The sequence below is a fragment of the Novosphingobium kaempferiae genome (assembly GCF_021227995.1).
Taxonomy (GTDB): Bacteria; Pseudomonadota; Alphaproteobacteria; order Sphingomonadales; family Sphingomonadaceae; genus Novosphingobium; species Novosphingobium kaempferiae.
This window is the reverse complement of sequence record NZ_CP089301.1, coordinates 3213664-3236280: the sequence shown is the minus strand read 5'-3', so window position 1 is coordinate 3236280 and position 22617 is coordinate 3213664. Positions and strand designations below refer to the sequence as shown.

The following is a 22617-nucleotide window of genomic DNA, read 5'->3' as shown; positions in this document are numbered from 1 at the left end:
CGGCCCCACTGGCGAAAGCTATGCGCCCTCGACACAGAATATAGGGCACCAGGTCAGGCTAGTCCTCACCTGGTGTTTCTGTATCTAACGCTCAAACTGCAATTCGTCGAGCATTCTCCTCCGGCAAGCGCACGGGAGGACGAGTGTGCGGATTGATCGCTTTCCACACAGTTTCTGATGGCCGATCACGAGAAGAGGGTAAAATCTGATTTCGAGCGATCCTACAATCAATGCGAAACCGATTTGCGTCGCGGAACTGTTTCTTCCGGCCTAGCCGATAAAGCGCCGATGGAATCCAAAGTGCAGGTGGGGATGGCGGTGACGCTCTGGTCAATCTGAGGGCGTTAGAACGAAATTCTGCCTGAAATGGCAGGTAGTTACTTAATGGATAACACTCTCCGCAAGGGTTAAGGCAACTGCAACCTAATCCACACTCTTTTCTGCTAGTGGCGCGCTCGAGCGCATTGAAATCTAGCACATATTGCGCTTGTCTGCCGTCTAGACGACCATGAATTCGGTTTTCGAGATTGACGCTGCGATATCGGTGGGAGCCCGTGGAATTAAGTTCATTAAAAAAGCAGCTTCAAGAACACCTCGGCGACGGCCTCGTTCTAATAGTTGGTTCAGGACTATCCTGCGCGGAGGGCGTTCCCGGGATGGGCGCGCTCGGGCACCATCTTGTGACCCACATACCTGCCAGCCTGTCTCCAGATGACAACAAACTTTGGGAGGAAATTCACCCTCTCATCGAAAAGGATGGGCTGGAAGCTGCGCTCCTAAAACATGCGCCCACGCCATCGCTCGAAGCAGCCATCGTCCAGAGCACCGGCGATTTCATCGCTGCGGCTGAAGCGAGCATCATCGCGGAGGTCTTCAACAATACGAGAACGCTTCGACTTACCAAGCTAATCTCGCATTTGCTGACGCCTGATTCCGGCATCCCGATCGTGACAACGAACTATGATCGTCTTGCCGAACTGGCCTGCGAGGAAGCTGGACTGGGCGTCGATACCATGTTCTGCGGGCACTTCGCTGCACGCCTTGCTCCCAAGGATAGCTTGTGGAGCTTTTGCCGGAACGTGAAGCTGGTTGGTAGGATTCCGCGATACAAATTTGCGCCGAAGGCGAACGTCTTCAAGCCGCACGGCAGCTTAGACTGGTACCACCGTGAGGGGAATCCGGTCCGTTTTGCTGGAAGCCTGCCCTTGCCACGGCTGATCATCACGCCCGGTCTGAATAAGTTTCGAAGCGGATATGAAAGCCCTTTCGACAAGCATCGAGAAAAGGGAAACGATGCCATCGATAAGGCGCGACGCCTTCTGATCATCGGCTACGGCTTCAACGACGATCATCTGGAAACTCACCTTACCCCGCGTATCAAATCGGGCGTGAAGACGGTGATATTGACCTATGGGCTTTCCGCTAAAGCGCGGGAAATAGCGATCAGCAACAAGAACGTGATCGCGGCCGAGTTCCACGAAGAAGCTGGCCTCGAAGGTGCCCGCTTCATCATTGACGGGGCCGAGATATTTTACCCCGGTATCGACTACTGGGATTTGGATGGCTTTGTGAACGGAGTTTTATCGGCATGACTGGTCCGGCGCTCGAATTTACGCAGAACGATGAAATCGGACGAGTTGCTGGGGTCGATACCAGTCGGGTGGCTATCGACGTTACGAATTCCGAAATGTTGACCCGTGTCGGGATCGGTCAACTCATCGCCATCAAGGGGGCCACGCAGGCTGAGTTCCTGATCGGGATGACTGATCGGGTCACCCGCTCTCTTCGTGAGGAGCTTGCCGATCCTGGGGCTGACGAGTTCGGTGGGCTTACTGTTTCACCCGCTGACCACATGCAGGCGTTTGTAATCGGCACCTACCGCACCGTCGATGGCGACAAAGCCGATACTTTCAAGCGCGGTGCGGACAGCTTCCCTCAGATTGACCGCACATGCTTCGTCATCGAAGGCGGAAATTTGCAGCGGTTCATGGGCATACTAGGCGCAGATCTCTCCGAAGACGAGCGCCTGAAACTCGGCACTTTTGTCGCCGACCGGAGTGCCGAAGCGATTGCAAGCGGCGACCGCTTTTTCCAGCGCCACGCTGCGATTCTCGGTAGTACCGGTTCCGGTAAGAGCTGGGCGGTCGCCCTCATTCTCGAAAGAGCAGCTAAGCTCAAATTCCCTAATCTTGTCGTATTCGATATGCATGGGGAATACGCGCCGCTTGCAGACAAGAGCAAAGGCGGGTTTGCCCAACGCTTCAGGATTGCTGGCCCGGGCGACCTTACAGCTCCGAAGGATGATGCTCTCTTCCTGCCATATTGGCTTCTGAACCGCGATGAGATGCTATCCATGATTTTGGATCGCAGTGACCAGAATGCACCAAATCAGGCGTCTCGCTTCACCCTTCATGTCCGCGAATTGAAGGGAGCTACCCTAGACACAGCAGGCAAAGGCAAGGTCAAGGAGACCTTCACCGTCGATTCTCCGATCCCCTACGCGATTAATGGGTTGGTCGACCGCCTGAAGACCGACAACACAACTAAAGGGGTCGGGAAGAACAACGCTCCGGTTAAAGGAGAATGGGAAGACAAACTGACGCGCTTCATCTCGCGCCTCGAAGCGAAGCTCGATGATCGCCGCTATGGGTTCATGTTTTCACCGCCGCCCGAGGCGCTCGACTATGGATGGCTGGCGAAGCAGATTGTGAAGCTGCTGCGGGCCGATTCCGGCAATGGCATCAAGATCATCGACTTTTCCGAGGTGCCGGCCGATGTCCTACCGGTCGTCACCGGTACACTTGCCCGCCTACTCTACGACGTCCAATTTTGGATGAAAGCAGAGTCGCGCACGCCGATTACGTTGCTGTGTGATGAGGCCCATCTGTATCTTCCGGTGAAGGATGACGCCGATGCCGTGCAGCGGCAGGCTCTCTGGTCATTTGAAAGGATCGCGAAGGAAGGCCGAAAGTACGGCTTTTCTCTGCTTGTTGTGAGCCAGCGCCCATCAGACGTCAGCCGCACAATTCTCTCTCAATGCAACAACTTCCTGGCCCTCCGGCTCACGAACGACAGCGATCAAAACGTCATCAAACGATTGATGCCCGACTCTCTTGTCGGGCTGACCGCGATGCTGCCGCTGCTCGATAACGGTGAAGCCCTGTTGCTTGGTGATGCGGTCCTGCTCCCGACACGGATCAAACTGGACCAGCCTCAGGTGAAGCCCGACAGTGCCACACGAGACTTCTGGAAGGAGTGGGGTTCGCTCCAACCTGACGAGAAGCTGCTTGAAGCTGCGGTTGAGTGCCTACGCAGCCAGTCGAGGCAGAGTTGATGTCGGAACAATCGGGCGATGGCAGCCTACCCGCTGACAACCGGTTATCCCCGATGAAGATGGCGGATGTTATCCTGCTTCCCAGCAACGATGACCCCGCGATCACCGACGTCCTGTTGAGCGCCGACATCCATCAATTTGAGGCGATGGTCGGCGAATCTGGGCGGCGGCGGCAGGTTATTTGTTTTTCCGCCGGCGCTCCAGAAGTGTCCCATTGGGCTGGCGACTATTTCATAATGATCACGCCGATCGCGACAGCGCTTATCGCAGCAGCGGGAGCGTGGTTTGCATCAAAATCTGGCCGGAAGGTCCGATTGCGGGTCGGGGATGTCGAGGCGGAGGCCTCAACTATCCAGGAGGTTGAGCTTCTCGTCAAACGCGGCTTTGAACTGCGAAAGACGCACACTTCGTCCAACCCGTGACAGGATCGCTGCGGGAGGCTTTACGCGTACGATATGCGGCAATGATCACTGTTCAACAGAAGCAATGTCGATGTGCGCAGGCACCCGTTTCGCCGCCTCAATACATGTTCACCTTGGTAAAAGGTACGTCCGCCTGCGGTTAAGGCCAAATGTATGAGACAACCGATCTCGATTGCGCGCAGCCCCAGAGGGCCGATAAAGTCGATCGGCTTCCAAAGCTGCGATAATACGTGCCCGGAACGTCCGCTTTTCCCGCCCAAGCCCTTCAAACCGGACGGAGCAAAATGTCCCACGGGCGGCCATCCGCCACGCCCCCGTAGGGTGCAGTCTACGCGGCTAGGGCGAGATAATTGATCCTAATTTCGCAAGCCTTCCGCACGCGGTCGCGTAGAAGCGCGACGCGATCTGCTATCCATTCCAGCTCTTCAGCCGAGATGACATATGATCGAGAATATCTTGCCTTAACATAGGCGTCTCGTAGCAGCGAATAGCAACGCTTCTGAAATCTAGTCTCACGCGACCAAACGGTCCGCAAAATCGGCTCAATTTCTTCGGCCATGTCGCGCAAACGATTAAGGTTGTGTGTCTTGGGAGAATAAAGCGTTCTCACCAAGAAAAGGCAGTGATAAAAGCGCTCTACTGCTTGATGGAACAAGAATGCAGCTTCTTTATTCCACCCTCGATCAGAATTTTCTTTCGCATTGACGTAAAATCTTTCTGCACTCTCAAACCATTCTTCAAAGTATTCACGTGTCTCTTGCAGAGCCTGCTCCGGCGAAAGCGGTTGTGGCTGAACGAATTCGTGTCCAGGCTCCTCGAACAGCGCAATTCCGTCTTGGAGAATGTCCATGAAGAAATACCGCCCCAACCGCAGCTTCTCATTCACATCATCGAGACTGTGAAAAATCGGCGATGCCAGCGTTCTGAGATGCACACCTTCGGAGAGGTCCGTAATCAGTTGGCTCTCGGTTTTCTCCCAGAACTCCGCGACGTCAGTGAGGTCTTCATGGTTCACAACGATCAACAGATCGAAATCGGAAAAGTAGCGGCCGACCGGATCTTCAACCCAGTCGCCGCGGGCATAGCTGCCGAACAGGATGATCTTGAGCAGCTTCGCCGATCTGAGATGCGGCTGGGTCCGTCTCGCCGTCGCAAAGGCGAAACCTTCGCGGATCACCTTCACCACATGGGCGAGTTCCGCACGCTTGCCTTCGGGGAGATGGTCGAGACTGGTCTTCATCTTCCTAGATTCGCCGGAAATTGCCGCCGTGCCAAGCCAAAATCGCTCGTCAGGCAAGCCGACCCTCCCCACCCGGAGAGATGAGGCCGCACGCTATTGCCGTTTCCTGCTCTGAAGGAAGGATCGGTCGGTTTCGAGGTAGTTGGCGACGATCGCAGGAATGAGATCGCCAACGGAGACCTCCTTTCCGTAGGTAGAGGCATATACCGCCGCATATTCCAGGAGTGTCTGGTGGAGATCCGGCAGCATGGACACGGACAGCTTGACCGGCGTACGATCGGGAAGCGGCGGAAGCTTAATGGCGGACATGTCAGTTCTCCTTGTTCCAGGGCTTGAGGATCAGGTCCTGCCGGACGATCAGACGCACAGATGCGCCTGGGCGGACGGTGATCGAGGGCTGCACGTCGAGATTGCGCTGCGTGATCTGGTCGCCTGCCCGCGCCGTGCTTGTCTGCGCGGAATCGCGCAGCGCGCGCACCACGTCGCTTTCGCCGGAGATCGATAGCTCCGTCCCGACCCCCAGCAGGGTGGAAAGCAGAATGCCTTGGGCAAGCCGACCGGTATGGTAGTTGGTACGGTCGGCAAGACCGCCCTGCCCTGCCGCATCGGTCGCCGGCATGTTGTCGAGTTGCAGCGAGCTGCCGTCCGGCATGATCAACCGCTGCCACACGACGAGCGCGCGGCTTTGACCATAGCCGACCGCGGAATCGTATTTCCCGATAAGGCGGCTGCCCTGCGGGATAAGAACGACCTGGCCCGTCGCCGTATCGTAGGCGTTCTGGGTGACCTGTGCGATGACGATGCCGGGAAGATCGGAATTGAGGCCGGTGATCAGGCTCGCGACGACGACACTGCCCGCCGCGAGGGTATTGGGCGATGGCGACGGTGACAGCAGGTGCGGGTTTACATCGCCGCGCGTATCGAGCGTATCCGCGAACTGCTGCCTGCGATCGCTCGGCACCTGCGCGCCGCTCGGCTGCGTCCCGGCATCCGGACTGCTGGTATCGGCGGATGGTGCCGCGATGGACGCCTGAGCCTGCATGGTCGTACCGCTGACTGCGACCAGCGCGGATTGCCTGGCCGTCTGCAGCTCCGCAGCCTGCCGGTCGGCCGCCCGCGCGGTAGTGGCATCGTCCTCCCGCGCCCTCGGCATGTCGGTCGCCATCCCCCGCTCCTGGGCACGCAGGATTGGCCGGCCAAGATCACCCGGTAGCGGTACCCCGAGCTTCGGGACATCACCATAGGTCCTGGGCAAAGCCTCGACCGCGTCGGACGATGGCAGCGGGTTCGGTCGGGACAGTTCGCTTTCCTGCGGCGCCCGGGAAAATATCTGTGGCCTCAGTGCGATCCAGCCGACGCCGGCAAGCGCGAACGCCCCGACCGTGCACCCGGCAATGATCACCTCGCGCCGAAATCGGATGGCGCGGGGCGGGCGTGCCCGGATCGCCAGCGTTTCCGGATCGACCTTGGGCTGGCCTGGGGCGGGTTCATCTGCAGCGCCCGCATGCCCTCGTGTCTGTTCATCGGCTTTAATGGAGGGCTCCTGCGGCAGCGCCGCAGGTTGATCGAGGTTGTCGTACGTTTCCCAAGTCATCGCCCTGCCTTTCCGGCGACGCCACGCTCGATCCTGACGACCTGCTGCTTCTTCGTGCCGAGCCGCAGCTCGGCAGTAGCGAATATGCGATCGACCACGTAGAAGCGGCCGCGCATGCGGTAGTTCACGAGTTCGGCGCCGCCATCGACGCCGATCACGAACAGCGGCGGCGCGTCGTCGACACCGATCTGCGCAGGAAACTCGATGAAGGTCTGGCGACCATCGTCGAACGCGCGCAGCGGTCGCCACGCGGGCCTGTCGCCGGTGATCGCGTAACCGAAATAAAGCTGCTCCAGCCCCAGCCCGGCCGCAACCGGGCGCACGGCATCGGCGGTAGCCTCGGCGCGCTTGACCGCCAGCATCTCGTCCAGCGGGTAGTTCCACGACAACGCCACCATCCCGGCCCCGACCTTGCTGGTGAGTTGCAGATGATAGGTCCGACGATCAGTTGTGATCACGACGTTGGTCGCCAGATCCGCGCTGAACGGCTTGACGAGGATATGGGTTCTCTTCTCGTCGCCGCTGCCGCTGGCGGTATCCCCGATCGCCCACCGCGCGGTATCGCCTGCGGCCACCGCGATCAGCGTTTCGCCCGGCTGCAGGACGATATCGGTGATCATGCCGGGCTCGACCCAGGCGCGGTAGACCGCGCCATCCGACCACAGATAGACCTGACGCGTGTTCACCCAGGCGGATGGAGACGGTTCGACCGGCGCGATCCGGGCGGAAGGCGGGGCCGAACTCGCCGCCCGGTTCACGGTATCAACCGGCCCATGACCGCCCGTGACCATCGCGAATGCTGCAAGGATATGCGTGCTCATGGCAGTGTCTCCATTGATGCGGAAGAAGATGGGCTGGCAATTGCGGTACCGGCTGTTCCGACCATCGATTGCCCCTGCGAGGTCGGCTGCGGGGCGGGCTGTGGCGCGGGCACCGTCGCGCGATCGGCGGTTTCAGACGTCCCGTCGAATTCGCGGCTCCAGTCGATCGCGTCGATGTAGATGCCGAGGGGGTTGCGGCGCAGCGTATCGGCGTCGCGCGGGGTCTTTCGAACAAGGGTAAGGATGCCGGTCCAACGGCTCGTCCCGTTCCGGCTGCCGCGTTCGAAGGCATCTTCCTTCCACTTGACCTGGAAGCTGGTCTCCGATGCGCGCACCACGCTGGTCACCTGCACCGTGACGGTGCGTTCGCCGATCCGGGTCAGCGCGCCGGATGTGCGGGCATATTCGCTGAGGAACTTCGCGCCGCGCTGGGTCGTGAAATCGTAGGCCTCGAGCCAGTCGCGCCGCGCGATGACCGGGTCGAGCGACACGCCGCGCACATGCGACACGAACTTGGACAAGGCCCAGGCGATCTGGGGGTCGGTCGGCGTATAGGACGCGTCCGCCTCGGACAATGCGCGCGGCTCACCGAGGCGGTCGATCGCGACCACGTACGGGACCACCCGGCTTTGCCGCGACTGCCACAGCAGACCGCAGGCCATCACAGTGGACAATGCGAGCGAACCGAACGCCATGAAGCGCCAGTTCCGCGCCTGGACACGGGAAGCGCCGATGCGCTCGTCCCACACCTGTCCCGCACGTTGGTAGGGGGTCACGGGCGGCGGGGTATGCCCATATGCCCCGGTGCTGCGTTTGAAGCGCATGGTCTAGTCGTTCCTTTCGTTGATGTCGGGAGTGAGGGAACCGCCGCCGCGATCGCCCTGCTGGATCGCGTGGACGGCAAGCTGGCGACGATGACGGGAGAGCTGCTGCGCCTGAATCGCGCGCGCCCAGGCGGGCGGGGTCTCTCCCCCACTGGAAGCCGGTGGGGGAGAGTTCGAACCGGCGAATGCCTCGCGCGCGCTGTCGCGACCCTGCGCCGCGGCGTCGCCCAGGCCCAGCGCTCCCGACACCCGGTTGCGCGCAGCGTTTCCGGCAGCCCTGGCAACGCCGCCAAGGCCGGATCTGATCGAGGCATTGCCGGTGGCCTGCTGGCCCATCGAAAAGGCTGTCGCCGCTCCGGCACCCATCGAGGTGCCGGCCCGCATGCCGCCTAGGCCAGCCGACGCGGCGAGGCGCGCTCCGCCGATGGCCGCTCCGCCGCCGACCATGGCCGCAGCTCCCGCGCCGGCGACGGTTCCGAGGGCGGCGCCGGCGCCAAGCTGCGGAGCGCCCGAAGCGAGACCACTGGCGACGGAGGGTGCGAAGATGCCCAGACCAAGCAGTGCGAGGCTTGCCAGCACCAGGCTCATGGCCTGCGCGATGCTGGGCTCCTGCCCCTGCAGCCCGCTGGTGAACTGGTCGAAGAAATTGGAGCCGATGCCGACGATGACGCCCAGCACCATGACCTTGATCCCCGAACTCACGACATGCCCGAGCACGCGCTCGGCAAGGAAGCTGGTACGGTTCCACAGCGCGAACGGCACGAGGATGAAACCCGCCAGGCTCACCAGCTTGAACTCGATGATGCACACGAACATCTGCACGGAGAGGACGAAGAAGGCGAGGATCACGATCAGCCACGCGACGAGCAGCACGACGATGGTCAGGAAATTGTCGAAGAAGCTGGTGAAGCCGAGCATCTTCGAGACCTGATCGAGCATCGGCCAGGCTGCCGAGAAGCCGATGCCCGCGAGACGTCCGGGCTTCAGCAGATCATCGGCGCTGAGCGTGCCGCCGCCGGCGGTCAAACCGGCCTGCGCGAAGGAACGGTAGATGATGTCGGAGAGCGAGGAGAACGCGTTGATGATGTAGGCAAACGCGCCGACGTAGAGTATCTTGCGTATGAACCGGCCGAGCACGTTGTCCTCGCCGCCGAGCGTCCAGAACAGCGCGGCGATCGTCACGTCGATGCCGATCAGAGTCGCGGTCAGGAACCTCACGTCGCCGCCCAGCAGGCCAAAGCCGCTGTCGATGTAGGCGATGAAGGTCGCCAGGAACTGGTCGATGACGCTGAGATCGTCCATTCGTCGTATCCTTCCGTGCGGATGATGGCCCGGGTGTCGTGGGGGTGTCGCGGGAGCAGCCGGGGAGGCAGCGGCCACCCCCGCGACGCGGCGACGGCTGGGGATTACCGTCGCCGCAAGGTCGCGCGGTCGCCGGAAGCCTCGCGCCATGCGTCATCGCCGGCACCCGAAGCTCGCCGTCGACCCAAGCGGTGGATCACTTCGGCGTGTAGGCGGTGCCACTGCCGAGGAACTGCCTGGTGGCATTCTGGGCCTCGGCCTGGGCCTGGGTTCCGTTGGCGCCGTCGAGGGTCTGGGCGCGATACTGCGCGGCCATCATTTGCTGGACCTGAAGCTGCTGCTTGACGACGAGCGCGAGCAGCTGGTTGGTGGCCTGCTGCGCCTGAAGCGATCCTTCGGCGCCCTGGCTGCGCTCGACGAAGGTCGCGAGCGCGGTCCTGTCGCTCTCGATGTTCTCGGCGATCTGGGCCTGGATGCCCGCCGTCTCGCGGTAGGCGGAGACCTGCGCTTCGAGACGCGAACGCGCCGCCGTGACGTGCGCGTCGAGTTTGAGCGAGCGCGCGAAGGCATCGGGGTAGAGCCGGCTGAACTGGCTGTCGACATCGGCGACGCGGAACTGAATGCCCTGTGCCCTGCCCATCAGGCTGTCGATCTGCCGCAGCGTCTGGGTCAGCGTCTGCAGCTCGGGAAAGCTGATGGTGGAAAGGTTCTTGCCCTGGTTGATCAGGCTCTGCGCCTGGTTCTGCAGCGACTTGATCTGATTATTGACCTGCTGCAGCGTGCGCGCGGCAGTAAGTACATTTTGTGCATAGTTCGACGGATCGTAGACGACGAGCGCATGGGCCGGTTCGCTGCGCAAGGCGCAACCGACCGTTATGCTGGCCCCGGCAACGGCTGCGAGGAATGCCAGTGCGGGCCATGCGGTGAGCGGCGTGGGGCGTGCGGCGACGAGGGATTTCAGCGTCACTGGTCTTCTCCTTGGCTGGAAGGTGGGGAATTGCGCGAAAACACGGCGCCGAGCTCGGCAGCCCACACCAGGCCCCGGCTTTCGAGAAAGCGGGCGAGGAAATGGTCCCGGCCATGGGCTGCCAAAAGCCGGTCGATCAGAGCCTGCGTCTGCGGGGCGGAAGACCCGCACAGGGCCAGCGCGACGTCGCCCAGCCCCAGTTCGAAGAGCCGGTTGCCGCGCGCGGATTGCAAATAGTATTCGCGCTTGGGCGCCGCGCGGGCGATCAGTTCGATCTGCCGCGCATTCAGCCCGAAGCGTTGGTAGGTTTCCCGGCTCTGCGGTTCGAACGCCCGGTCGTTGGGCAGCAGGATGCGCTGGGGGCAGCTTTCGAGCACGGCCGGGGCGATCGTCGAGTTTGCGACATCACTCAGGCTCTGGGTCGCGAAGACCACCGACACGTTGCGCTTGCGCAGGACTTTCAACCATTCGCGGATGCGCGCGGCGAAGAGCGGGTGGTCAAGGAATATCCAGGCCTCGTCGAGCACCAGCAGCGTCGGCCTTCCGTCGAATCGTTCCTCGAGGCGGTGGAACAGATAGCTCAGGACCGGCGCGACGACACCGGGATGGCCCATCAGCGCCTCGGTCTCGAAGCACTGGATTTCGGCGAAGCGCAGCCCGTTCTCGGCCGCATCGAGCAAAGCCCCGTAGGGCCCGTCGATCGTGTAGGGCGAGAGCGCGGTGCGCAGCGCGTTCGACTGCAGCATCAGCGTAAGGCCGGTGATGGTCCGCTCGTCCGCCGACGCGCTCGCGAGACTGCCGAGCGCCGACCAGATCTGGTCCTTGATCTCGGGGGTCAGGGTCACGTTCTCCTGCGTCAGCAGACCCGCGATCCACTCTGCCGCCCAGGCACGCTGGGACGGTTCATCGATATCGCGCAGGGGCTGGAACGCGATGGGAAAATCGCCATCTCCGTCCCCTTCGTGCGGATCCCCACCATCCCGACCGGGCTCGTCGCGGTGCCCGCCGCCGCGTCCTCCCAGTCCCAGGGCGTGGTGCGCACCCCCGCAGGCCAGGACAGCGGCGCGCGCCGAAAAGCCCTTGTCGAAGATATAGACCTGCGCATCGCGATAACGGCGAAACTGCAGGACCATGAGCGCGAGCAGGACCGATTTGCCCGCTCCGGTCGGTCCAGCGATCAGCATGTGACCGACGTCGCCGACATGAGTGCACAGCCGGAACGGCGTCGATCCAGCGGTTTGCGCATGCAGCAGCGGTGAACCGCCAAGGTGCTCGTTGCGCGCCGGGCCCGCCCAGACCGAGGACAGCGGCATCAGATGCGCCAGGTTCAGGGTGTGGACCAGCGGCTGGCGCACGTTGGCGTAGACATGGCCCGGCAGCGAGGACAGCCACGCCTCCACGGCATTTATCCTCTCACGGATCGTGGTGAAGCCGAGACTGCCCAGGATGCGCTCGACGCTGCGCATCTTGGCCTCGACGCCATCACGGGTCGCGTCGGTCAGGGTGATCGTCGTCGTCAGGTACCCGAAAGCGACATGATCGCCGCCGAGCGACTGGAGCGCCAGGTCGGCATCGAGCACCTTGTTGTCGGCATCACTGTCGAGCAGCTGGGCGGGCGTGTTGTACAGGACCTCGCGCAGCATCGCGGTCAGCGACTTGCGCTTGTTGAACCATTGCCGGCGCAGCGAGCTCAGGACCTTGGTGGCATCCGCCTTGTCGAGCGCGACGAAGCGCGTGACCCAGCGATAGGCGAAGTCCTGATGGTTGAGCGCATCGAGGATGCCGGGACGGCTGACATTGGGAAACCCGAGCACCGAGACGGTGCGCAAGTGCAGATCACCCAGCCTGGGTTCAAGCCCGCCGACCAGCGACGTGTCCACGAGCAGGCCATCGAGGTACATCGGCGTTTCGGGAACGGCGACGCCATGGTGCCTCTCGGAGATCGTGCCGTGCAGATAAGTCAGGAGCTGCGCGCTGGTGAGCCCGCGGACTTCGGGCATGAAACCGGACAGGAGATCGAGCGCGCGGTCCGTCTCGGCGACGAAGCCCGCGAGTTCCTCCCGCCAGTCCCTGCCCCTCGCATCGTCCGCCCGCTCGACCAGTCGGCGACCCGCCGCATCCTGGCTGTCGGCAGGCGGCAGCCAGGTCAGGCCGAGGTAATAGGCGCTTTCATAATGCATGCCCGCGGCGAGAAACGCGGCACGGCGTTCCTGCTCGACCAGCCAGCTTGCGGCATCGGGAAATGCATCGTCGGGGTAGCGGTTCGCCTCGCGGCGCTCGGCCTCGAAGAACAGCGCCCAGCCAGAGCCAAAACGGCGTAGCACGTTGTTCATGCGGGCGGCGATGGAAACGAGCTCATGCTCGGTGGCGGATTCCATGTCCGGGCCGCGAAATTCGAGGACGCGCAGGAAGCTGCCGTCCTTGTTCAGCACGACCCCCGGCGCGACGAGCGCGGCCCAGGGCAGATGATCGGCAAGCCGACCGGGGCGTGCCCGGTATTCCGAAAGGTTCAGCATGCAAGGTATCCCTTCTGGCGGAGATGGCGCAGCAGGACGGGCGCGAAATCGGGGTCGTGGCGGGCCGCGAGGACGGCGAGGCTGTGCCCCGCCGCCCAGATCAGCGCACCGGCCAGCCACTGCTGCAGGCCGAGGCCAACGGCTGCGGCGAGTGTGCCGTTGACGATGGCGATCCCGCGCGGTGCGCCGCCGAGCAACAGCGGCGCGCCGAGACTGGCATGGATAGGCACTTCGTACCCCTCCACGTGCTGGCCGCCGCCCTGCGTCGCACCGCCTGGCATCAGACCAGCGCTCCGCCGCCGAAGCTGAAGAACGAGAGGAAGAAGCTGGAAGCGGCAAAGGCGATCGACAGCCCGAAGACGATCTGGATCAGTCGGCGAAAGCCCCCGGCCGACTCGCCGAAGGCCAGCGTCAGGCCGGTGACGATGATGATGATCACCGCGACGATCTTGGCCACCGGGCCCTGGACCGATTCCAGGACCTGCTCGAGCGGCTCCTCCCACGGCATTCCGGCGCCGGAAGCCCATGCACGGCCGGGCAGCGAGGCGGCCAGCGTGGCGGCGAGCGCCGCGGGGGTCAGCCGGTGGAAGGTGAGCCGCTCTAGGCCGAGCTGTGCGGCCGCGGAATGGGCGCGGAGCGAATGGAATCGCGGTGCTGTCATGTCATGTCTCCTGTTCGTCGAGGGGTGGAAGAAGGTCGGTCAGGCGGTAATCGCCGCTCGCCGGGTCGAGCCCGTCGAGATGCGCGATGGCGGTGATCCGGCGCGCGGTGCCGCGGCCGGACAGGAACACGACGAGATCGATGGCCTCGGCGATCAGCCGGCGCGGCACTGTGACGACCGCTTCCTGGACAAGGCTCTCGATCCGGTGCAGGGCTGCGGCGGCGCCATTGGCGTGAATGGTGGCGATGCCGCCGGGATGCCCGGTGTTCCAGGCCTTGAGCATGTCGAGCGCCTCGGGTCCGCGCACTTCGCCCACGATGATCCGGTCCGGCCGGAGCCGCAGCGTCGACCGGACGAGATCGCCGATGGTGACGACGCCGGCGCGTGTGCGCAGCGCCACGGTATCAGGCGCGGGGCTCTGCAACTCGCGGGTGTCCTCGATCAGCACCACCCGCTCGTCGGTCGCGGCGAGTTCGGCGAGCAGCGCATTGGCAAGCGTGGTCTTGCCCGAGCTGGTGCCGCCGACGACGAGAATGTTGCGCCGCATCCGGACGGCATCGCGTAACATAGCGGCACCTTGTGCGCAGACGATGCCACCTGCCACGTAATCGCCGAGTGCGTGGATGCGCGAAGCCGGCTTGCGGATCGCGAAGCACGGCCCCAGCGATACCGGCGGCAGGATGCCCTCGAAACGCTCGCCCGCGCCCTGCCCGTGCGCCGGCAATTCCGCGGAAACGATGGGGCGATCGCCGTGGACCTCGCTGCGCGCATGGGTGGCGACGAGCCGCACGATGCGTTCGACCTGGTCGGGCGCGAGCCAGGTCCCGGTCGCCACTACGCCCTGCCCCAGCACGTCGAGGCGCAGCATGCCATCGGGATTGACCATTATCTCGACGACGTGCGGATCGCCCAGCGCCGCCTCGATCGCAGGCCCCATCGCGCTGCGCAGCATGGCGCGCCGACGTACCGCCGAAAGGGTCTCGGGAGGATTCCCGCTCATCGTGCGGGGCCCCCGTTCACGGATGGTGCCATGCCGGCGCCGGTGCTGTCGCCCGTCCTGCGCGCCTCGAGGGTGCGATCGCCCGATGCAACCCTGCGCGCCACCTGGGTGAGAAATGCCTCGAAGCGCACGGCCCCGGCGGCGCGGCGTGCATGGTCGTCGTCCGCGAGCGGCGGATTGATCGCGAGCTCGTAGCGGATGAAGAGCGCCAGCGTTTCAAGCTCGATATGGCTGTCGCGCACCAAACGATCGAGCAGCGCGATCACCCGGTCGAGGCGCGGACCGAAGCGGTCGTCGAGGTCGCAACGGTCCTTCCGGCCCAGCCAGTCTTCCAGGGCAGTCGCGAGGAGATCGGAGCGCGACACGCCGGGCCGCGCGGCAAAGGCGAGGAAACGGTCGCTGAGCGCCTGCGACAGGAACAGCTGGTGGCGGACCTTGCCCTTCACGCTCACAGGTCCAGCTCCATGGTGCTGGGCCGGCTCGTGGCAAAGCCCTCGGCGTGCTCGACGGCATAGGTGACGCGCGCCAGACGGTTCTGGGCGGCCTGATCCATGCCGCGCTTGTCGGCGGCGGGATCGTCCACCTCCTGATCGAAACCCAGCGCATCGGTGGCCGGCGGCGGCGCGGGCGGCGGGGTCATTTCCTGTTCGGGCTCAACCGCTTCGTCACGCCCGCCATCGTCGGCAGGCGTTACGGTATCGCCCGGCAGGACCAGGCGGGGATCGACCGCGCGGCTCTCGCCGGCCCAGTCGTGCGCGCGGTTCGCGGGACGGTCGGCGAACCCGCGCTCGCCCAGCGTCGGCGGCGACGTGACCCGCGAGGAGAATACCGGGTCCTCGTAATAGCGCAGCTTGCCCGCCCGGATCGGCGGCATGCCGGAGACCAGAACCAGTTCCTCGGAAGGCGGCAACTGCATGACCTCCCCCGGGGTCAGCAGCGCGCGGGCGGTCTCCTGCCGGCTGACCATGACATGGGCGAGCCAGGGAGCGAGCCGGTGCCCGGCATAGTTGCGCATCGCTCGCTGTTCGGTCGCGGTGCCAAGGGCATCGGAAATGCGCTTGGCGGTCCGCTCGTCGTTGCTCGCGAAGGCAACGCGGACATGGCAGTTGTCGAGAATGGCGTTGTGCTCGCCGTAGGCCTTCTCGATCTGGTTGAGGCTCTGGGCAATGAGGAAAGCGCGCACGCCGTATCCGGCCATGAACGCCAGGCTGGTCTCGAAGAAGTCCAGGCGGCCAAGCGCGGGGAATTCGTCGAGCATGAGCAGGAGCTTGTGCCGCGGCGAGCCGACATCCCCTCGCGCGCTCGCGCCATGCAGTTCCTCGGTGAGGCGCCGACCGATCTGGTTGAGGATCAGGCGGATGAGCGGCTTGGTGCGGCTGATGTCGGAAGGAGGCACCACCAGATAGAGCGAGGCGGGATATTCGCCTTCGACGAGATCGGCGATGCGCCAGTCCGACGCTGCGGTCACGGCGGAAACCGTGGGGTCGCGATAGAGCCCCAGGAACGACATCGCCGTGGAGAGGACGCCCGAGCGTTCGTTGACCGACTTGTTGAGGACCTCGCGCGCGGCCGATGCCACGACCGGGTGAACCCTGGGCATCTCGGCGTTTCCGAGATGGTTCGTCGACATCATCGCGCGAAGCGTCGCTTCGAAGGGCCGCTGGGGATCGGAGAGGAAGGTCGCGACCCGCGAGAGGGTCTTTTCGCTCTCGGCGTAGAGGATGTGGAGGATCGCGCCGACCAGCAGCGAATGGCTCGTCTTCTCCCAGTGGCTGCGCTTTTCGAGGGCGCCTTCGGGATCGACCAGGATGTCCGCGATGTTCTGGACATCGCGCACTTCGTTGGCACCGCGCCGGACCTCGAGGAGAGGATTGTAGCGCGCCGAGCGCATGTCGGTCGGGTTGAACAGGAGGCAGTGCGAGAACCGCGATCGCCAGCCCGCGGTCAGGTTCCAGTTCTCGCCCTTGATGTCGTGGATGACGGCGGAACCGGTCCACCCCAGCAATGTCGGCACGACCAGGCCGACGCCCTTGCCCGAGCGGGTCGGCGCGAAGGCCATGATATGCTCCGGGCCGTCATGGCGCAGGTACCGGGCGCCGAGCCGTCCCAGGAACACGCCGCGCTCGACGAGGAGCCCGGCCTTTCGTGCATCGCCGTGCGTCGCCCAGCGCGCGGAGCCGTAGGTGGTGACGTGGCCTCGCTGGCGCGCCCGCCAAAGCGATCCCGCCACTGCCGCGCCGCAGCCGACGAGACCGCTGGCGGCCGCGATCGCTCCGGCTTCGTCAAAGACCAGCGGCGCGTAGGCATCGAACTGGAACCACCACACGAACAGCGCCCAGGGGGCATAGACCGGGATACCGGCGATGTGGCCCCAGGGTGCGCCCAGTTCGGGCTGGTAGGCGAGCGCCGAGGCCGCCCACTGCGTCGCGAACCAGATGCCGGCGACGATGATCGCGAGCACGACGACGAACTGGCCGATGAGGAGCTTGGTCGGTGTCACGGGTGCCTCCAGCGGCGATCAGCGCCAGCCGATCGAACCGGCCTGAAGACTCCCGCAGTCCGGCTCGCGGCGACAGATATCGGCAGGTGCCGTGGGGTGCCTCTCGGGGGACTTTCGCAACCGTCGCCGCCGGCGCGGCCGCGTTCCCAAGGATGGGAGAGCGGAAATGCAGCCCGATCCAGGCGACACGATTCGCGCATCCGACGGCGGATTCTCGCGTGGAGGCAGGTGGCACGCATAGGGCAGGAAGGTTGCCAATCCGCCGCCGGTCACCCGCCACGCGGCGACGCGGCGACCAGTCCGTGACGCGGGCGCCGAGCCAAATCAGTTCATCATCGACGATTCGTCATCGCTCGGAATGGACCAGGCTGTTCGATCGCGGCGCGCCATGGCGGCCTTCGTCCGTCACTGCGCATGATGCCGAGATCCTGTCAGCCCGCACGCCACTCGCCGCGGTCGAGACGTCGAGGGAAGCATCCGCTGGTGCAATGGAAAGTCGAAGGCTCCACACTGAACGAATGCTTCACGAGGCCATAACATCGGACTGCACCTTACCGAATTCGCCGCAGCCCTCAGATGAAGCGGGCCAGCCCGGCGACTGCAGGAAGAATCCTTATCCAGGCCGCGCGCGCGGATCATCCGGAGCGAGTAGCGGCAAGTATTTGACCTGCCCGTATTTACATCGCGAATCGCGCAGCCCATGACCTTCGTTCCGGGCACGCGATCAGAGGTACCATTGCCATGGCCGACACCGAACATTCCGACGTCACCGCGCTTACTGTCGAACTGCTCAGCGCATACCTCAGCAACAACACGGTCGCGCCAGCAGATCTAGCCGACCTGATCCGCTCGACGCGCGCGGTACTGGAGGCGCCGGATGCGCCTGCACAGGCCGAAGAGCCCGTCGAAGTGCATACGCCCGCCGTCTCGGTGCGAAAGAGCCTCGCGAACCCGAACCACATCCTCAGCCTCATCGACGGCAAGCCGTACCAGACCCTGAAACGTCACCTCGCCAGGCATGGCCTCACGCCGCAGGCCTATCGCGACCGCTACGGCCTGCCCGACAGCTATCCCATGGTCTCACCAAGCTTCGCGGACCGGCGTCGGGAAATCGCCAAGACCATCGGGCTGGGCAGGCGTGGCAGGGCGCAGGCCGCTGCGGCACCGGTAACGGAAGCGCCTGTATCGGAACCACGGGTGCCGGAAGCAAGCGTCGCCGGAGCCGAAACCGCCGCCCCCGGAACCGTCATACCCGATGCACCTGTCGCGAAGGCCGCAGTGAAGGCTGTAGGAAAGGATGAAGGGAAAGCCTCGTCTTCGCCGGCTGGCAGGCGGACGCCCAAGGCCGCCGCAACACCGCCGGCGCCCAAGACAGCATCGCGGACCCGCACCCCGCCCCGCAAATCCGCGGCAGCCAAAACACCCGCCGAAGCCGGGCCCACCCCTGCCCCCGCAGCGACACCGCCGATCGATGGTGCCGCGACGGCGCCTGCGGCCGTAGCCGTTCCGGTCAGGAAGCCGCGCCAAGCCCGTGCGGAAAATCCGTCGAAGGTCGCTGCGGCAAAGCCCGGCGAGGCTGCCGTAGCCCCGGCGGTCAAGGGGGGCAAAGGCAGGGGCCGCGCCGCCTCTCCGGCTACGGCGTCGGCGACACCTCCGGCCGCTCCGGCAGCGACTGATGGTCCCCCCGCCAAGCCGACCCGCGCCGGCCGGCCGAAGCGTGCGATCGCCCCGGCAGCCGCGCCACCGGTGCCAGCCGAGGTCGCATCCCCGCCGGCCGCGGTGGTTCCCGATACGGCCTCCCCGGCGGAAGGGGCGAAGACGAAGCCCGCAAGGAAGCGCACGGTGCGCATGGCCCGGCCCAGAGCTGAAGCCGCTGCGACCGAAAAACGGACCGGTAAACCACCGAAGGCCTGATCCGCCGCCCCCTTGGCGCGCGCGTTGCCCGTCGGTGATCGTGCAAGACACACTCGCTTCGCCGCGCTATCGCGCTTGCCCCCAGCGAGATCGGGACCGGCTTCACCGGCGCGGGATTTCGCTGGCCTCAATGCAGACAGGAAGAAAGACATGAACAACAACGACCTCGCCGACACCGTTGCCGGTGCCGCCGGTATCTCGAAAGCCGATGCGCGTTCGATCGTCGATGCCGTCTTCGCCGCGATCGGCGACGCCGCCGCCAGGGGCGAGGAAATTGCGCTCAACGGCTTCGGAAAATTCAAGGTGAAGGATTCGCCCGAACGCGAAGGCCGCAATCCCAAGACCGGCGAGGCCATGACCATCAAGGCTTCGAAAAAGCTGTCCTTCATCGCAGCCAAGGCGGTCAAGGACAAGCTGAACGGCTGAAGCCTGGCGAGCCCGGTTCGCGCGAACGCGAACCGGGCTCGCCGACGCCGTGGCCTGAACAGGATCGGATCGGAGGAAGTCACCGGCGATGTTTCGTTTCCTCACAGGTTCCCTGCTGCTGCTCGCGGCGCCCGCCATCCGGGCCGAAGAGGTGACGGGCCTCGCCCGTGCGATCGACGGCGATTCGCTCCAGGTCGGTGACCGCGAGATCCGCCTCTTCGGCATCGACGCCCCCGAGTATCGCCAGACCTGTCGGGACGGCATCGCCAACTGGAGCTGCGGCAAGGATGCTGCCGTCGCTCTGCGCACCCTGGTCGATGGTCGAGGCGTGAGCTGCGAGGCGCATGCGCGAGACGTCTACGGGCGAACCGTCGCGACCTGCAGGCAGGGCGGTCTCGACGTCGCCCTGGAAATGGTGGCCCGTGGCCTTGCTGTCGTGCTCGAGGACGCGCCGACCGCCTACCTCGACCGGCAAGCCGCGAGCAAGGCGGCGCGTGCCGGTATCTGGGGCTCGCAATTCGAAATGCCCAACGCTTATCGCGCTGCGCACCCCCGCAGTGACGACGCCGGCCCTGTCCGGCCCGCTACCGCGGCGCGCCCGGCACCATTCACGCGGAGCCAGCCGAAGACCGGACCTCAGGGCGCCATGTGGCAGAGCTGCGCGCAGGCGCGTGCGGCAGGCGCCGCGCCGGTCCATCGCGGTGAGCCCGGATACAATCCACGCCTCGACGGCGACGGAGACGGCATCGCCTGCGAGCCCTATCGCCAGCGGCGCTGACACCGCGCGTCCCACCAAGCGGCATCGGCGCTTTCCATGCACTCCGCCGCCGGCCCGCCCCGGAGATCTGGCATCCGACATCCGGCATTTCTACATCCGACACTCAACTTCCTGTTCGCCGCTCAGCTGATTTCCGGCCCCTGGCGCGATTTGCCGAACTGCCAGTTGATGCCGCCCTCGCGCATCAATCCGCCGCCTTCCTTGCCGATCTGCTTCTCGAGAACGGGCCGCCAGGGCACGAGCGTGAATTCGCGCGACTTCTCGACGAGCGCATAGCTCGCCGACAATCCCTCGACACGCCGGGCGATCCGTCCCTCGATCCGGGTGCCGACCCGTGCCTCGGCGAAGTCCTTGTCGAGCTCGCGGGCCAGCCCCGAAGCGAGCCGCACCAGTTCACGGCGCTGGAGCTGCGCCAGCGCATCGCGGCGCATCCCGAAACCGTTGGGACCATCGGACGCCAGGTCCTGTTCGATCAGCCACTGGCGACGTGCCGCCAGCCCGCTTCGCACCTCCTGACCGAAACCGCCCTCGCGCACACCCGCAACCGAGGGCTGCGCGAGCTCGCGATCGAGCCAGGTCACGCCCTCGCCCCGCGCCAGCTCGGCCAGGGGGCGCGCGGCGAGCACTTCGATCGCGACCGGACGCTCGCGCAACCGCAGCTCTTCGAACCTCTGCGCCCTGGCGAGATGATCGGCGCTGATCGCCCAGCTGCCATCGACCTCGCGCGGCCCGGCAAGCCCCGCCCGCCGCATCGCTTCGAGGCGTCGTTCATGGGTCTCCGCAAAGGCATAGGTCGCGCCGGGATCGTGGCGCAGGTGCGCGCGCTGCGAGTAGCGGCCGCGGTTGCCGGCCGCGACAGCAACGATGGTGCGATCAACCTCGCGTACCCTGGCCTCGAGCGGGACCACGCGGACAAGCGCGCCCGAAGGCAAGGCATCGTTCGCACTTCCGGCACCAATATCGAGGTAGTGCGAGCGGCCATCGACGCCGTCCACGATGAGGTAATGGCGATCGCGGTGTTCGTCCGCGAGCCCGCGGGCAACGACCCGGCCTACCAGGGGGCCGGCATCCGGGGTGTGGATCTGCTGCTCACGCTCGAGGCGCAGGCGGGTCATCTCGCGCTGCATCAGGCGGATCACGTCGCCGCGCTCTCCCATGGCGCGCAGGCTCGCTTCCATGTCCTCGCTCAGGCGCCATGCGGCGCCGCCCGCCGGCTCGGCCAATTCCATGCGGGCAAGGGTCTGCAGCCGTCCGGAATCGAGAGCATGGAACACCGGATCGCCGCCCCGCGGCATGACACGGCGATCCGCGTCCATGCGCGCGAGCAGGCGGCGGTCGATCGACGTCAGCCGTTCCTGATCCACTTCCCGGGTTAGCCGCGCCTCGATCTCGTGGTCGAGCCTTGGCCCGAGATCGCGCGTCACCATCTCGATCGCCCGTTCGCGCAGGCCGTGGGCGATGTACTCGCGCGCGATGACGAGGTCCTTGCCCTTGTCGTCCACGCCGCGCACGACGATGTGTGTATGGGGATGGCCGGTATTGTGGTGGTCGACGGCGACCCAGTCGAGCTCGGTCCCCAGGTCCTTGCCGACCTCGCGCATCAGGCGGTGGACGAGCGGTTTCAGGTCCTCGTAGCGATCCCCGTCCTCGGCCGAGACGATGAAACGGAACTGATGGCGGTCATCCTGGCAGCGGGCGAGAAAATCGCGGCCATCGATCCCCTCAGTCACTCGATCTGATTCCAAGCCTGGCTCTAGCCCTGATCCAGAACCCGGCCGATGGCCCTGCCCAGTCATCGCAAGGCGGTCTCCGCCACCCTGTTCGGGCCCGTAGAGGTCGCCCGGATTGCCGTCGCGGGTCACACCGTCGCGCTGGATGTAGCGCAAGTGCGCCCGCGCCGCCCCCAGGCCCCTACCGCGCAGGCGCACCAGGCTGGTCTTCACCACAACCCGCCTTGCGCGAAGCGAGGAGAGGGAATCGCGGGTCGAGAGCAGTCGCCCGACGCTCGCGCCCCGCCCGATCCGGCGTCCGCTGAAACGGGAGCCTGAGCGCCTGTCGATCCCGGCATGGAGCCCGGCAGACACAGCGACGCGGCCGGCATAGCGGCGCGCGCCCTTGTCCGCGCTGCCCTGACGGCCCAGGCGCGGTTCGAAATCGTCGTCACCCATCGCGGATGCACCGACCCGAGGCGGTCTCGCATCGGGCAGTCTCGCCGCGGGCAATCTCGTAGCGGTCCGTGCGAGCCGCGCCTGTCTCCCTGAAAAACGATGTGCAGACAAAAAGTTGCTGGCTCGAAGAGACACAGCTTTTATCTTGTT

General features: G+C 64.9%; 21 protein-coding genes. 7 read left to right on the top strand and 14 right to left on the bottom strand.

Translation table 11 applies throughout. The features are described 5' to 3' along the window. Positions 1–177: 177 nt before the first annotated feature. The 4 genes from LO787_RS14735 (at position 178) to LO787_RS14720 (ending at position 3756) form a co-directional block, all read left to right on the top strand. Positions 178–339, top strand: coding sequence for a hypothetical protein (locus LO787_RS14735; RefSeq protein WP_232491766.1), 162 nt, complete (start codon positions 178–180; stop codon positions 337–339). A gap of 317 nt (positions 340–656) precedes the next feature. Beyond that, positions 657–1592, top strand: coding sequence for an SIR2 family protein (locus LO787_RS14730; protein WP_232491765.1), 936 nt, complete (start codon positions 657–659; stop codon positions 1590–1592). Further along, complete coding sequence (locus tag LO787_RS14725) at positions 1589–3334, top strand: ATP-binding protein (RefSeq protein ID WP_232491764.1); 1746 nt, start codon at positions 1589–1591, stop codon at positions 3332–3334. The genes LO787_RS14730 and LO787_RS14725 overlap by 4 nt, the downstream gene beginning before the upstream one ends. A gap of 53 nt (positions 3335–3387) precedes the next feature. Beyond that, a complete protein-coding gene (locus LO787_RS14720) occupies positions 3388–3756 on the top strand; it encodes a hypothetical protein (RefSeq protein ID WP_232491763.1) in 369 nt (122 codons plus the stop codon). A 328-nt stretch (positions 3757–4084) separates the two neighbouring features. Here the strand turns inward: LO787_RS14720 and LO787_RS14715 are convergent, their stop codons facing one another. From LO787_RS14715 to LO787_RS14655, 13 genes are all read right to left on the bottom strand, one after another. Beyond that, positions 4085–4996, bottom strand: coding sequence for a HEPN domain-containing protein (locus tag LO787_RS14715; protein WP_232491762.1), 912 nt, complete (start codon positions 4994–4996; stop codon positions 4085–4087). Between the two features lie 93 nt (positions 4997–5089). Further along, on the bottom strand, positions 5090–5305 hold the full coding sequence (locus LO787_RS14710) for a DUF2274 domain-containing protein (protein ID WP_232491761.1): 216 nt from the start codon (positions 5303–5305) through the stop codon (positions 5090–5092). 1 nt (position 5306) lies between these two features. Beyond that, entirely contained in the window at positions 5307–6590 is a 1284-nt protein-coding gene (locus tag LO787_RS14705; RefSeq protein WP_232491760.1) for a TraB/TrbI/VirB10 family type IV secretion system protein, read from the bottom strand. Beyond that, a complete protein-coding gene (gene trbG / locus LO787_RS14700) occupies positions 6587–7411 on the bottom strand; it encodes a P-type conjugative transfer protein TrbG (RefSeq protein WP_232491759.1) in 825 nt (274 codons plus the stop codon). The genes LO787_RS14705 and trbG overlap by 4 nt, the downstream gene beginning before the upstream one ends. Beyond that, positions 7408–8235, bottom strand: a complete 828-nt coding sequence (gene trbF / locus LO787_RS14695) for a conjugal transfer protein TrbF (RefSeq protein ID WP_232491758.1) — start codon at positions 8233–8235, stop codon at positions 7408–7410. The genes trbG and trbF overlap by 4 nt, the downstream gene beginning before the upstream one ends. A 3-nt stretch (positions 8236–8238) precedes the next feature. Further along, positions 8239–9537, bottom strand: coding sequence for a P-type conjugative transfer protein TrbL (trbL, locus tag LO787_RS14690; protein WP_232491757.1), 1299 nt, complete (start codon positions 9535–9537; stop codon positions 8239–8241). 196 nt (positions 9538–9733) lie between these two features. Beyond that, positions 9734–10504, bottom strand: a complete 771-nt coding sequence (trbJ, locus tag LO787_RS14685) for a P-type conjugative transfer protein TrbJ (protein WP_232491756.1) — start codon at positions 10502–10504, stop codon at positions 9734–9736. Further along, positions 10501–13020, bottom strand: coding sequence for a conjugal transfer protein TrbE (gene trbE / locus LO787_RS14680; RefSeq protein ID WP_232491755.1), 2520 nt, complete (start codon positions 13018–13020; stop codon positions 10501–10503). The genes trbJ and trbE overlap by 4 nt, the downstream gene beginning before the upstream one ends. Beyond that, positions 13014–13301 carry a VirB3 family type IV secretion system protein gene (locus tag LO787_RS14675; RefSeq protein WP_232491754.1) on the bottom strand — a complete coding sequence of 96 codons (288 nt, stop codon included), beginning with the start codon at positions 13299–13301 and terminating at the stop codon, positions 13014–13016. Before LO787_RS14675 ends, trbE begins: the two co-directional genes overlap by 7 nt. Then, entirely contained in the window at positions 13301–13681 is a 381-nt protein-coding gene (locus tag LO787_RS14670; RefSeq protein ID WP_232491753.1) for a TrbC/VirB2 family type IV secretion system protein, read from the bottom strand. The genes LO787_RS14675 and LO787_RS14670 overlap by 1 nt, the downstream gene beginning before the upstream one ends. 1 nt (position 13682) lies before the next feature. Further along, entirely contained in the window at positions 13683–14681 is a 999-nt protein-coding gene (trbB, locus tag LO787_RS14665; protein WP_232491752.1) for a P-type conjugative transfer ATPase TrbB, read from the bottom strand. Then, complete coding sequence (locus tag LO787_RS14660; RefSeq protein ID WP_338045376.1) at positions 14678–15133, bottom strand: CopG family transcriptional regulator; 456 nt, start codon at positions 15131–15133, stop codon at positions 14678–14680. The genes trbB and LO787_RS14660 overlap by 4 nt, the downstream gene beginning before the upstream one ends. Then, on the bottom strand, positions 15130–17181 hold the full coding sequence (locus tag LO787_RS14655) for a conjugal transfer protein TraG (RefSeq protein ID WP_232491751.1): 2052 nt from the start codon (positions 17179–17181) through the stop codon (positions 15130–15132). Before LO787_RS14655 ends, LO787_RS14660 begins: the two co-directional genes overlap by 4 nt. Positions 17182–17922: 741 nt before the next feature. Here LO787_RS14655 and LO787_RS14650 point away from each other — a divergent pair. From LO787_RS14650 to LO787_RS14640, 3 genes are all read left to right on the top strand, one after another. After that, positions 17923–19095 (top strand): Ros/MucR family transcriptional regulator, encoded by a 1173-nt coding sequence (locus LO787_RS14650; protein ID WP_232491750.1) that lies wholly within the window; start codon positions 17923–17925, stop codon positions 19093–19095. Positions 19096–19245: 150 nt separating this feature from the next. Then, positions 19246–19521: an HU family DNA-binding protein gene (locus LO787_RS14645; protein ID WP_232491749.1), complete on the top strand. Its 276-nt coding sequence runs from the start codon at positions 19246–19248 to the stop codon at positions 19519–19521. 88 nt (positions 19522–19609) lie between these two features. Next, on the top strand, positions 19610–20299 hold the full coding sequence (locus tag LO787_RS14640; RefSeq protein ID WP_232491748.1) for a thermonuclease family protein: 690 nt from the start codon (positions 19610–19612) through the stop codon (positions 20297–20299). A 122-nt stretch (positions 20300–20421) separates the two neighbouring features. On the opposite strand, the gene LO787_RS14635 is transcribed toward LO787_RS14640, so the two are convergent. Further along, on the bottom strand, positions 20422–22467 hold the full coding sequence (locus LO787_RS14635) for a DUF3363 domain-containing protein (protein ID WP_232491747.1): 2046 nt from the start codon (positions 22465–22467) through the stop codon (positions 20422–20424). Positions 22468–22617: the final 150 nt, after the last annotated feature.

What these genes read in the sequence shown, in the direction of transcription:
- LO787_RS14735 (WP_232491766.1), top strand. Translation starts at nt 178, where the DNA reads ATGGCCGATCACGAGAAGAGGGTAAAATCTGATTTCGAGCGATCCTAC.
- LO787_RS14730 (WP_232491765.1), top strand. Translation starts at nt 657, where the DNA reads ATGGGCGCGCTCGGGCACCATCTTGTGACCCACATACCTGCCAGCCTG.
- LO787_RS14725 (WP_232491764.1), top strand. Translation starts at nt 1,589, where the DNA reads ATGACTGGTCCGGCGCTCGAATTTACGCAGAACGATGAAATCGGACGA.
- LO787_RS14720 (WP_232491763.1), top strand. Translation starts at nt 3,388, where the DNA reads ATGAAGATGGCGGATGTTATCCTGCTTCCCAGCAACGATGACCCCGCG.
- LO787_RS14715 (WP_232491762.1), bottom strand. Translation starts at nt 4,996, where the DNA reads ATGAAGACCAGTCTCGACCATCTCCCCGAAGGCAAGCGTGCGGAACTC.
- LO787_RS14710 (WP_232491761.1), bottom strand. Translation starts at nt 5,305, where the DNA reads ATGTCCGCCATTAAGCTTCCGCCGCTTCCCGATCGTACGCCGGTCAAG.
- LO787_RS14705 (WP_232491760.1), bottom strand. Translation starts at nt 6,590, where the DNA reads ATGACTTGGGAAACGTACGACAACCTCGATCAACCTGCGGCGCTGCCG.
- trbG (WP_232491759.1), bottom strand. Translation starts at nt 7,411, where the DNA reads ATGAGCACGCATATCCTTGCAGCATTCGCGATGGTCACGGGCGGTCAT.
- trbF (WP_232491758.1), bottom strand. Translation starts at nt 8,235, where the DNA reads ATGCGCTTCAAACGCAGCACCGGGGCATATGGGCATACCCCGCCGCCC.
- trbL (WP_232491757.1), bottom strand. Translation starts at nt 9,537, where the DNA reads ATGGACGATCTCAGCGTCATCGACCAGTTCCTGGCGACCTTCATCGCC.
- trbE (WP_232491755.1), bottom strand. Translation starts at nt 13,020, where the DNA reads ATGCTGAACCTTTCGGAATACCGGGCACGCCCCGGTCGGCTTGCCGAT.
- LO787_RS14675 (WP_232491754.1), bottom strand. Translation starts at nt 13,301, where the DNA reads ATGCCAGGCGGTGCGACGCAGGGCGGCGGCCAGCACGTGGAGGGGTAC.
- LO787_RS14670 (WP_232491753.1), bottom strand. Translation starts at nt 13,681, where the DNA reads ATGACAGCACCGCGATTCCATTCGCTCCGCGCCCATTCCGCGGCCGCA.
- trbB (WP_232491752.1), bottom strand. Translation starts at nt 14,681, where the DNA reads ATGAGCGGGAATCCTCCCGAGACCCTTTCGGCGGTACGTCGGCGCGCC.
- LO787_RS14650 (WP_232491750.1), top strand. Translation starts at nt 17,923, where the DNA reads ATGGCCGACACCGAACATTCCGACGTCACCGCGCTTACTGTCGAACTG.
- LO787_RS14645 (WP_232491749.1), top strand. Translation starts at nt 19,246, where the DNA reads ATGAACAACAACGACCTCGCCGACACCGTTGCCGGTGCCGCCGGTATC.
- LO787_RS14640 (WP_232491748.1), top strand. Translation starts at nt 19,610, where the DNA reads ATGTTTCGTTTCCTCACAGGTTCCCTGCTGCTGCTCGCGGCGCCCGCC.
- LO787_RS14635 (WP_232491747.1), bottom strand. Translation starts at nt 22,467, where the DNA reads ATGGGTGACGACGATTTCGAACCGCGCCTGGGCCGTCAGGGCAGCGCG.